Annotated in this window: 7 protein-coding genes and 1 pseudogene; 5 read left to right on the plus strand and 3 right to left on the minus strand. The window is 70.6% G+C overall.

Annotated elements, in window-relative coordinates; translation table 11 throughout:
• The 5 genes and pseudogenes from HOQ08_RS05140 to HOQ08_RS05160 form a co-directional block, all read left to right on the plus strand.
• Positions 1-375, plus strand: a pseudogene (locus HOQ08_RS05140) (tagatose-6-phosphate ketose isomerase); the annotation flags it as partial.
• Entirely contained in the window at positions 372-1,301 is a 930-nt protein-coding gene (locus HOQ08_RS05145) for a carbohydrate kinase family protein (RefSeq protein ID WP_291192305.1), read from the plus strand. The pseudogene HOQ08_RS05140 and the gene HOQ08_RS05145, both read left to right, overlap by 4 nt.
• Complete coding sequence (locus HOQ08_RS05150) at positions 1,298-2,224, plus strand: hexose kinase (protein WP_291192306.1); 927 nt, start codon at positions 1,298-1,300, stop codon at positions 2,222-2,224. The genes HOQ08_RS05145 and HOQ08_RS05150 overlap by 4 nt, the downstream gene beginning before the upstream one ends.
• Before the next feature lie 219 nt (positions 2,225-2,443).
• Entirely contained in the window at positions 2,444-4,429 is a 1,986-nt protein-coding gene (locus tag HOQ08_RS05155) for an enterotoxin (protein ID WP_291192307.1), read from the plus strand.
• Between the two features lie 130 nt (positions 4,430-4,559).
• Positions 4,560-6,419 carry a beta-galactosidase gene (locus HOQ08_RS05160; protein ID WP_291192308.1) on the plus strand — a complete coding sequence of 620 codons (1,860 nt, stop codon included), beginning with the start codon at positions 4,560-4,562 and terminating at the stop codon, positions 6,417-6,419.
• Positions 6,420-6,466: 47 nt separating this feature from the next.
• On the opposite strand, the gene HOQ08_RS05165 is transcribed toward HOQ08_RS05160, so the two are convergent.
• The 3 genes from HOQ08_RS05165 to HOQ08_RS05175 all read right to left on the minus strand — a co-directional run bounded on the left by HOQ08_RS05165 (position 6,467) and on the right by HOQ08_RS05175 (position 10,020).
• Positions 6,467-8,074 (minus strand): carboxyl transferase domain-containing protein, encoded by a 1,608-nt coding sequence (locus HOQ08_RS05165; protein WP_291192309.1) that lies wholly within the window; start codon positions 8,072-8,074, stop codon positions 6,467-6,469.
• Between the two features lie 194 nt (positions 8,075-8,268).
• Positions 8,269-8,688, minus strand: a complete 420-nt coding sequence (locus HOQ08_RS05170; RefSeq protein ID WP_291192310.1) for a hypothetical protein — start codon at positions 8,686-8,688, stop codon at positions 8,269-8,271.
• Between the two features lie 156 nt (positions 8,689-8,844).
• On the minus strand, positions 8,845-10,020 hold the full coding sequence (locus HOQ08_RS05175) for an acetyl-CoA C-acyltransferase (RefSeq protein ID WP_291192311.1): 1,176 nt from the start codon (positions 10,018-10,020) through the stop codon (positions 8,845-8,847).
• Positions 10,021-10,378: the final 358 nt, after the last annotated feature.

The raw sequence follows: 10,378 nt of genomic DNA on the forward strand, positions 1-10,378 counted from the left end.
CTGCGCCACGGGCCGATGTCCTGGCTGGGGGAGGACAGCCTGGCGGTGGCCTTCCTCGCCGCCGATCCCAGCGTGCGCGGCTACGAGTACGACCTGCTGCGCGAGCTCACCCGCAAGGGCCTGGGCGCGCAGCGCATCGTCGTCGGCGAATCGATCCCGGCCGATGTCGTCGGCCCGCAGGGGCTGGCCGTCGAGTTGCCCGGCCTGTACGCGCTGGAGGAAGCGCAGCAGCTGATGATCCACGTCATGGTCGGGCAGCTGCTGGCCTTCTTCCGTTGCCTGGCGCTGGAGCAGAAGCCGGACGCGCCCTCGCAGGGCGTGCTCACCCGCGTGGTGGAGGCCTTCGCGATCCACGGCGGCGGAGCCGGCGCATGAAACCCGTCCTGGTCGCCGGCGAGATCAATGCGGACCTGGTGTTCTCGGGCTGCACCTCGCTGCCGTCGTTCGGCCGCGAGGTGCTGGCGAGCGGCTTCCGACAGGGCCCGGGCAGCTCCTCGATGATCTGCGCGATGGGCCTGGCGCGGCTGGGCGAGGCGGTGCTGTTCGCCGGCGTGGCGGGACAGGACGGCTGGGGCGGCTACTGCGTCGCCGCCCTGCGCGAGGCCGGCATCGACGTGGATGCGGTGCAGCTGCGGCCGGGCCTGCGCACCGGCCTGACGGTGGCGCTGTCGGCCGCGCACGACCGCGCGCTGGTCACCTATCCCGGCGCGATCGCCGCGTTGCGCGCGCAGGACGTTCCCGACGCGCTGCTCGCGCGCGCCGGCCACCTGCACGTGTCCTCCTATTACCTGCAGAGCGCCCTGCGCCCGGGCCTGCGCGGCCTGTTCGAGCGCGCGCATAAGCTCGGCCTCACCACCTCGCTCGACCCCGGCTTCGATCCCGACGAGCGCTGGGGCGGCGACGAACTGATCGGCCTGCTCGCCGAGGTCGACGTATTCCTGCCCAACGCACTCGAAGCCTGCGCGATCAGCGGCAAGCCGTCGCCGGAGGAGGCGCTGCAGACCTTCGCCAACGGCCGCACGCGCACGGTGGTCAAGCGTGGCGGCGAGGGTTGCATCACGCTCGACGACGACGGCCGGCATCTCGCGGTCCCCGCGTTTGCCGTGGACGCGCTCGACAGCACCGGCGCCGGCGATTCCTTCGATGCGGGGTTCCTGCATGCCTGGCGCCGCGGTCGGCCGCTGCGCGACTGCCTGCGCTGGGGTGCGGCCTGCGGTGCGCTGTCCACGCGCGGCATCGGCGGCACCGCCTCGCAGGCTGACGAGGCGGACGTCGAGCGCCTGCTGGCGGACCATCCGTGATCACCGTCGCCGGCTTCAACACCGCGATCGACCACCTGTTCACGGTGGACGCGCTGGTGCCCGGCGCCGTGCAGCGTGCCGCGCGGGACGAGATCTATCCCGGCGGCAAGGGGCTGCACGTGGCGCAGACGGTGGCCGCGCTGGGCGAGCGTGTGCAGCTGGTCGGCCTGGTCGATGCCGCGCACCGCAACCTGGTCGCGCGGCGCATGGCTGGGCGCGGCGTGCTGTTCCACGGCATCGAGATCGAGCAGCCGTTGCGCCGCTGCATCGCGGTGCGCGAGCGCGACGGACGCGTCACCGAGATCCTCGGCTCCGGCCCGGAGCTCGCGCTCGCCGAGCGCGAGGAGTTGCTGCGCGCATGGTGGCGCTGTGCCGAGGAAAGCACGCTGCTGGTGCTCTCCGGCAGCCTGCCGCGCGGCTTCGACGCCGACGTCTACGCATGGATGGTGCGCCGTGCCGCCGGCCGGCCCTGCCTGGTCGACGCCAGCGGCGAAGCGTTGCGCCACGTGGCCGGTTCCGGCGCGTTCCTGCTCAAGCCCAACCGCGACGAAGCCGCCGAACTCGCCGGCCGGCCGGTGCGCACGCCGCAGGACGCCGCCGCCGTGGCGCGCGCGCTGCACGCGCAGGGCATCGTGCTGCCGGTGGTGACGCTGGGCGCCGAGGGTGCGGTCGGCTTCGACGGCCGCGACCTCTGGCATGCCTCGCTGACGTTGGAGCGCAGCGTCAATCCGGTCGGTTCGGGCGACTGCCTGCTCGCCGGCCTGGCGGTGGCGCTCGAACGTGGCGAGCCGCTGGCAGACGCGCTGCGCCTCGGCGTGGCCTGCGGCGGCGCCAACGCGATGGACGAGGAAACCGGCTACGCGCGACGCGAGCAGGTCGATGCACTGCTCGGCGAGGTGAGCCTGCGCGGGCTGGACGCGTGAGCATCCGCGGGCGGCCCTGCGCCTTGCGGCCGTCGTTCCCGCGTTCGCGGGCATGGGGCCAGAAGCAAGACGTAGGGCAACGCCACGAGCCGCGAGGGAACGCGGCACTTCAAAAGACCTTTCCTGCACCGCGTGGAGCGCGGGCAAGGAATCTTCAGCGAGGTTGACGGCATGAACCCAAGGGCAAGCGCAGGTCGCAGCGGCAGCCATGCACGTTGGATGCAAGGTGCCACCCCGCCGCGGCCGCATCGGTGGGCCGCTCTTGCGCTGGCCGTCGCCGTCGCCGCGGCGATCGCCGCACCCGCGTTCGCCGCCACGCAGGACTTCGGCAACGCCGCCATCGCCGTGCAGTGGCAACTGGCCGACGGCCGGTTCACCGACATGGTCGTCACCGACCGCATCAACCATCGCACGATCCCGGTCACCGCGCCCTTCGTGCTGACCTGGCGCGACGGCCGCAAGCTCGATACCGCACAGCTGAAGCTGCTCTCGCCACCGCAGGACACCGTTCTGAAGGCCGATCCGAAAGCCTCGCGCGAGGCCGAGCGCCTGCCGGGCCGCGCCGTCGCCGCCAGCTTCACCGACGCCGACGGGCGCCTGCGCATCGACTGGCAGTGGGTGCAGCGCGAGGGCTCGGACTACCTGCGCGAGATCGTCACCGTCACCGCGCTCAAACAGGACGAGGACATCGCGCGCGTCGATCTGCTGCAGGCCAAGGCCGAGGAGGTTGAAGTGGTCGGCTCGGTGCCGGGCTCGCCGGTGGTGGCCGGGCCGGACTACTTCGGCTTCGAGCATCCGCTGTCTTCCAGCAACGCCTGGGGCAACCGCGTGCAGCTGTGGATCGAGCGCGGCCTGCCGCTGCCCAAGGGGCAGTCGATGACCTACTCGGCGGTGGTCGGCGCCACGCACGGCAACCAGCTGCGGCGCGATTTCCTGGCCTACGTCGAGCGCGAGCGTGCGCATCCGTACCGCACCTTCCTGCACTACAACTCCTGGTACGACATCGGCTACTTCACGCCCTACACGCAGGCCCAGGCGCTGGACCGCATCCATGCCTTCGGCGAGGAGCTGACCGTCAAGCGCGGCGTCAAGCTCGACTCCTTCCTGTTCGACGACGGCTGGGACAACCTGAGCGGCAACTGGAACTTCAGCAAGGACTTCCCGCACGGTTTCGTTCCGCTGCGCGAGGCCGCGGCGAAGTACGGCGCCGCGCCCGGCATGTGGCTCTCGCCCTGGGGCGGCTACGGGCATCCGAAGCAGGAGCGGGTGAAGAACGGCCGTGCGCACGGCTACGAGATCATCGACGGCGGCCTGGCGCTGTCCGGCCCGAAGTACTACCAGCGCTTCCATGACGTGACCATGGACCTGGTGCGCAAGGACGGCATCAACCAGTTCAAGTTCGACGGCACCGGCAACGCCGACAAGGTGTTCCCGGGCAGCCGCTTCCCCAGCGACTTCGACGCGGCGATCCAGCTGATCGAGGACCTGCGCAAGGCCAGGCCGGACCTGTTCGTCAACCTCACCACCGGCACGCAGGCCTCGCCGTTCTGGCTGGCCTACGCCGACTCGATCTGGCGCGACGGCGAGGACGACTGGCACGCCGGCGTGGGCACCGAGCGCGAGCGCTGGATCACCTACCGCGACCGCGAGACGTACCGCAACATCGTCGAGAAAGGCCCGCTGTTCCCGCTCAACTCGCTGATGCTCCACGGCATCATCTACGCCAAGGAGAACAAGCGCCTCAATACCGATCCCGGCCACGACTTCGCCAACGAGGTGCACTCCTACTTCGGCAGCGGCACGCAGCTGCAGGAGCTGTACATCACCCCGTCGCTGCTGACCCAGGCCGACTGGGACGTGCTGGCCGAGGCGGCGAAGTGGTCGCGCGCCAACGCGCAGGTGCTCAAGGACACGCACTGGGTCGGCGGCGATCCCGGACGGCTGGACGTCTACGGCTGGGCGGCGTGGACGCCGGCCAAGGCGATCCTCACTTTGCGCAATCCCAGCGACAAGCCGCAGCCGGCGGTGATCGACCTGGCCAGGCAACTGGAGCTGCCGCCGGGCGCGGCGCGCCGCTTCCGCGCGCACAGCCCGTGGCGGTCCGACGTGGCGCAGCCGGCGCGCGAGCTGGACGCGGATTGGCCGCAGATGATCGAGCTGGCGCCGTTCCAGGTGCTGACGCTCGAACTGGCGCCGCAACGCTGACGATGCGCGCCAAGCAAGTCCGGCCCGCGGATGTGCAAGCATCCCCTGGACGAGGGCCGGGTGCGCTGGCCGCATCCCTTGCGCGTCCATCCGCTCGACCCGCCATCCATCCGCTAGCACCGAGGGACCCATGCAACGCCGAACCTTCCTGCGTCTGAGCCTCCTCGCGCCGCTGGCGGCCCCGGGCTGGCGCCTCGAAGCCATGCCGGCGGTCCCTGTCGTCGCGCCCGCGCCGGACGGCCGGCCGCATCGCTTCGAGCTCGGCCAGCGGCAGTTCCTGCTCGACGGCGCGCCGTTCCAGATCCGCAGCGGCGAAATGCACCCGGTGCGGATTCCCGCGGCGTACTGGCGCCACCGCATCCGCATGGCGAAGGCGATGGGCCTCAACACCGTTGCCTTGTACCTGATGTGGAACGCGCTGGAACCGGCGCCCGGGCGTTTCGACTTCGATGGCGGCAACGACTTCGCGCGTTTCATCGCACTGTGCGCGGAGGAGGGCATGTGGGTCTACCTGCGGCCGGGTCCCTACGTCTGCGCCGAGTGGGACTTCGGCGGCCTGCCGCCCTGGCTTCTGCGCGAGCCGGACGTCCGCGTGCGCGACGGCCACGATCGCCGCTACATGGACGCCGTGGCGCGCTACCTGGACGCCGTCGCGCCGCGCGTGGCGCCGCTGATGGCGGCCAACGGCGGCCCCATCCTGATGGTGCAGGTGGAGAACGAGTACGCCTCCTTCGGCAAGGACCGCGCGTACCTGGAAGCGCTGCGCCGCATGTGGGTCGGGCGCGGCGTCACGGGGCCGTTCTCGGTATCCGACGGGCTGGGCCAGATCCGCGAGGCGCACACCTATCTGCAAGGCGCCGCGCTGGGCCTGGACGGCGACACCGACTTCGCCGGCGCGCAGGCGATCGCCGGCGAGGCGCCGGTGTGGGTGGGCGAGGGCTATCCGGGCTGGCTGACGCACTGGGGCGAGCCTGCATTCCAGCACGCCGACTACCTGCCCACGCTGCGCAAGCTGCTGGGCGAGGGACGGTCGTTCAACCTCTACGTGGCGCACGGCGGCACCAACTTCGGCTTTGGCGCGGGCGCCAACGCGAACGACGACGGCAGCCACTTCCAGCCGGTGGTGACCAGCTACGACTACGGCGCGCCGATCGACGAACGCGGTGCGCCGACGGCCGCCTATCACGACTTCCGCGGCGCCATCGGCGCCGCCCTGGGACATCGCCTGCCCGCGTTGCCGCCATCGCCGCCAGGCACCCGGTTCGCATCCTTCACGCCCGAGCCGATCGCGTCGCTGTGGGACGCGTTGCCCGCGCCGGTCGCCAGCGGGCGGCCGCAACCGATGGAGTCCCTGCTGGGCCAGTTGCAGGGCCTGGCGCTGTACCGCACGCAGGTCGACATCCCGCACGGCGGCGGCCTGCGCATCGAGGGCGTGCGCGACTACGCCACCGTCTTCCTGGACGGGCGCTATCTCGATCACGTATCGCGGATGGCCCACGCAGGCCTGCACAGCGACGGAAGCGTCGTGCTGCCGCCGGCCAGCGGCAAGGCGACGCTGGACATCCTGGTGGACACCTTCGGCCACGTCGGCTACGGCCGCTTCACGGACGACCGCAAGGGCTTGGTCGGCGAGGTCCGGCTCGACGGCCGGCCGCTGCGCGACTGGCAGGTCCACGGGCTGCCGCTGGACGAGGCGCACCTGCAGCGGATCCGCGCCGCAACGCCGTCGATCCGGCGGGCGGGCCAGTTCTTCCGCGCTCGACTGGCGCTGGAGGAGCCGGGCGACGGCTACCTGGACATGCGCGAGTGGAACAAGGGTTATCTATGGATCAACGGCCGCCTGCTCGGCCGCTACTGGCACATCGGCCCGCAGCAGCGCCTGTTCTGCCCGGGATGCTGGCTGCACAAGGGCGCCAACGAGGTGCTGGTGCTCGACCTGCACCGCACGCGGCCGGCGCCGATCCACGGCGCCGATCGATTGGAGGGGTGAGTTCCGGCGCCCTCCGTTCCCGCTGGGCCTGCGTGAGGGCGCAGGCACTACATGCGGAACACGCCGTAGCGCTGCGGCTCGATCGGCGCGTTCATCGAGGCGGAGATCGCCAGGCCCAGCACGCGGCGGGTATCGGCCGGGTCGATGATGCCGTCGTCCCACAGCCGCGCGCTGGCGTAGTAGGGATGGCCCTGGCGCTCGTACTGCTCGCGGATCGGCGCCTTGAAGGCGTCCTCTTCCCCCGCGCTCCATGATTTGCCGCTGGCCTCGATGCCGTCGCGCTTCACCGTCGCCAGCACGCTGGCCGCCTGTTCGCCGCCCATCACGCTGATGCGCGCGTTGGGCCACATCCACAGGAAGCGCGCGCCGTAGGCACGCCCGCACATGGCGTAGTTGCCGGCGCCGAAGCTGCCGCCGATCACCACGGTGAATTTGGGCACGTGCGAACAGGCCACGGCGGTGACCATCTTGGCGCCGTCCTTGGCGATGCCGGCCTGCTCGTACTTCTTGCCGACCATGAAGCCGGTGATGTTCTGCAGGAACACCAGCGGTACGTTGCGCTGGTTGCACAGCTCGATGAAGTGCGCGCCCTTGAGCGCGCTCTCGGCGAACAGGATGCCGTTGTTGGCGACGATGCCCACCGGATAGCCGTGGATGTGCGCGAAGCCGGTCACCAGCGTCTTGCCGTAGCGCGCCTTGAACTCGTGGAACTCGGAGCCGTCGACGATGCGCGCGATCACCTCGCGGATGTCGAACGGCCGGCGCGTGTCCTGCGGGATCACGCCATAGAGCTCCTCGGCCGGGTACTTCGGTTCGGCCGGGGTCTTCAGCGCCAGCGGCATGGCCTTGCGCCGGTTGAGGCTGGCCACCACGTCGCGCGCGATCGCCAGCGCATGCGCGTCGTTTTCCGCGTAATGGTCGGCCACGCCGGAGATGGACGTATGGACGTCCGCGCCGCCGAGGGCCTCGGCATCGACCACCTCGCCGGTGGCCGCCTTCACCAGCGGCGGGCCGCCCAGGAAGATGGTGCCCTGCTCGCGCACGATGATGGTCTCGTCGCTCATCGCCGGCACGTAGGCGCCGCCGGCGGTGCACGAACCCATCACCACGGCGATCTGCGGGATGTTGAGCGCCGACATGCGCGCCTGGTTGTAGAAGATGCGGCCGAAGTGCTCCTTGTCCGGGAACACCTCGTCCTGCAGCGGCAGGAAGGCGCCGCCGGAGTCGACCAGGTAGACGCACGGCAGCCGGTTCTCCAGCGCCACTTCCTGCGCGCGCAGGTGCTTCTTCACCGTCATCGGGAAGTAGGTGCCGCCCTTGACGGTGGCGTCGTTGGCGACCACTACCACCTCGGTGCCGTTGACGCGGCCGATGCCGGTGATGATGCCGGCCGCCGGCGCGGCGTCTTCGTACATGCCGTGCGCGGCCAGCGGCGAGAGTTCGAGGAAGGGCGAGCCCGGATCGAGCAGCGCCCGGATGCGCTCGCGCGGCAGCAGCTTGCCGCGCGCCGTGTGCTTCTCGCGCGCCCTGGCGCCGCCGCCTTCGGCGTTGCGCGCCAGCTGCCGGTGCAGGTCGTCGACCAGCGCGCGCAGTGCGGTGCTGGAAGCCTGGAAGTCGGGCGAGCGGGGGTCGATCTGCGAGGCGATGCTGCTCATCGGACGGGACTCATGGTCTTGGTGCGGGCCGCGTACCGGCGGCGGTCATCCCTGGCGCCGGGCCCTGCACGCAGAGCCTTCTGCACCAGCCAAACACCAGATGATAACCGCCCGCGGAAGATTGCGGCCGGCAATGCCGGCGTGCAAAAAAAAAACCGGCCGCAAGCGGCCGGTTTTTTTGGAACAACGAAGGATCAATGACCCTTGGTCGCGTCCTTGGCAGCATCCTTGGCATTGCTGGCAGCATTCTTCGCGGCGTCGGCGGCCTTGCTGGCCTGGTCGGCGGCGTTGGAAGCGGCGTCCTTGGCCTGCGACATAGCGTCCTTGTTGGCCGAAGAGCTGGCAGCCGGAGCGGCAGCCGAGGCCGCGGTGGCAGCCTGCTGGGCCTGGTCGGCAGCCTGGCCGGCGGCATTGGCAGCCGTGGTGGCCTGCTGGGCAGCCTGGTCAGCAGCCGGGGTCTGGGTCTGCGCCGCAGCCTGCTGGGCCTGGTCAGCGGACTGCTGGGCCTGGTCCGCCGACTTCTGGGCGTCCTGCGCGGAATCCTGCGCGCCGTTGCTGCAAGCCGCCAGCAGCGCGACGAGCGCGGAGGCGAGTAGGGTACGCGTCAACTTCATGGTGGATCTCCTTTGCCGTGGAATGCCGTTTTGGCCGCGTATTAATAGCGCTTTCGCCGTAGACGCGCCATATGTTTATACGATGGCCTTCAGTACGTATTAAAAACCCGGTTAAGCGGCTTTCATTCCCGCCGTGGACAGCGGGTGACGGTTGCCTTAATCCAGCCGCTCCACCGCAATCGCGGTCGCCTCGCCGCCGCCGATGCACAGCGCGGCCACGCCACGCTTCCCGCCGCGGGTCTTGAGCGCGTTGAGCAGCGTGACCACCAGGCGCGCGCCGCTGGCGCCGATCGGGTGGCCGAGCGCACAGGCGCCGCCGTTGACGTTGAGCTTTTCGTGCGCGATGCCGAGCTCGCGCATCGGCGCCATGGCGACCACCGCGAAGGCTTCGTTGACCTCGAACAGGTCCACGTCCTCGACCTTCCAGCCGGCCTTGCCCAGCACCTTCTTGATCGCGCCGACTGGCGCGGTGGTGAACCACTCCGGCTCCTGCGAGTTGGTCGCATGCGCCACGATGCGCGCCAGCGGCGCGATCCCGCGCGCCTTGGCGTCGTCCGCCGAGAGCAGCACCACGGCGGCGGCGCCGTCGGAGATGCTCGAGGAGCTGGCGGCGGTAATGGTGCCGTCCTTGCGGAAGGCCGGCTTGAGGGTGGGCACCTTGTTGATGTCCGAGCGGCCGGGCTGCTCGTCGGTGTCCACCACCACGTCGCCCTTGCGGCCCTTGACCGTGACCGGGACGATCTCGCCGGCGAACGCACCCGACGTCTGCGCGGCCTGTGCGCGCTTGACCGACTCGATCGCGAACGCGTCCTGCTCCTCGCGGCTGAAGTGGTATTTGTCGGCGCACTGCTCGCCGAACACGCCCATCGCCTTGCCGTCATAGGGGTTGGTCAGGCCATCCCAAGCCATGTGGTCGACCAGTTGGCCGTCGCCGTAGCGGATGCCGGAGCGGGCGTTGACCATGTGCGGCGCGTTGGTCATCGACTCCATGCCGCCGGCGACGACGACCGCGGCCGAGCCGGCCTTGATCAGGTCGTGGCCCAGCATGATCGCCTTCATGCCCGACCCGCACACCTTGTTGATGGTGGTGCAGCCGGTGGCGACCGGCAGGCCGGCGGCGAGCGACGCCTGGCGCGCGGGCGCCTGGCCGAGGTTGGCCGGCAGCACGCAGCCCATGATCACCTCGCTGACGTCGGCCGGCGCCACGCCGGACTGCTCCAGCGCCGCGCGGATGGCCGTCGCGCCGAGGGTGGGCGTGGGCACGCCGGTGAACTGGCCGAGGAAGGAACCGATGGCGGTGCGCTTGGCGCCGGCAATGACGACGTCGGACATGGGAATACTCCGCGAGGCTTGAGGCGCGCCTGGCGCGCCGTGGACGATGCCCCATTATCGCAGTCCATGCGGCAGTGCGGCAAACCGCGGTCGCGCGCGGCCATGCACGCTCGCGCATGCCGTTGTGGGAGACTAGCCGACGGTTGCGGGCAAGGGTTCGCACGATCGTGTGGACGGCCCGCGGGTCAACGCTCGCAGGATCGAGGGGAGTACGGGGTATGAACACGCAGGCTATGCGCCATCGGGACGTGGCGCTTGGGGTTCTGATCGCGCTGGGCTTGAGCGCGTGTGGCGGTGGCGGCGGCAACGTGCGGCCCACGCCGATCACGCAGCCGCCCGCGCCGCCGCAGGCACCGCC

Source organism: Frateuria sp., from assembly GCF_013362045.1.
Lineage (GTDB): Bacteria > Pseudomonadota > Gammaproteobacteria > Xanthomonadales > Rhodanobacteraceae > Frateuria_A.

Coding starts and splice junctions, on each gene's coding strand:
- HOQ08_RS05155 (WP_291192307.1), top strand. CDS start 2,444: ATGCAAGGTGCCACCCCGCCGCGGCCGCATCGGTGGGCCGCTCTTGCG.
- HOQ08_RS05160 (WP_291192308.1), top strand. CDS start 4,560: ATGCAACGCCGAACCTTCCTGCGTCTGAGCCTCCTCGCGCCGCTGGCG.
- HOQ08_RS05175 (WP_291192311.1), bottom strand. CDS start 10,020: ATGTCCGACGTCGTCATTGCCGGCGCCAAGCGCACCGCCATCGGTTCC.
- HOQ08_RS05170 (WP_291192310.1), bottom strand. CDS start 8,688: ATGAAGTTGACGCGTACCCTACTCGCCTCCGCGCTCGTCGCGCTGCTG.
- HOQ08_RS05165 (WP_291192309.1), bottom strand. CDS start 8,074: ATGAGCAGCATCGCCTCGCAGATCGACCCCCGCTCGCCCGACTTCCAG.
- HOQ08_RS05145 (WP_291192305.1), top strand. CDS start 372: ATGAAACCCGTCCTGGTCGCCGGCGAGATCAATGCGGACCTGGTGTTC.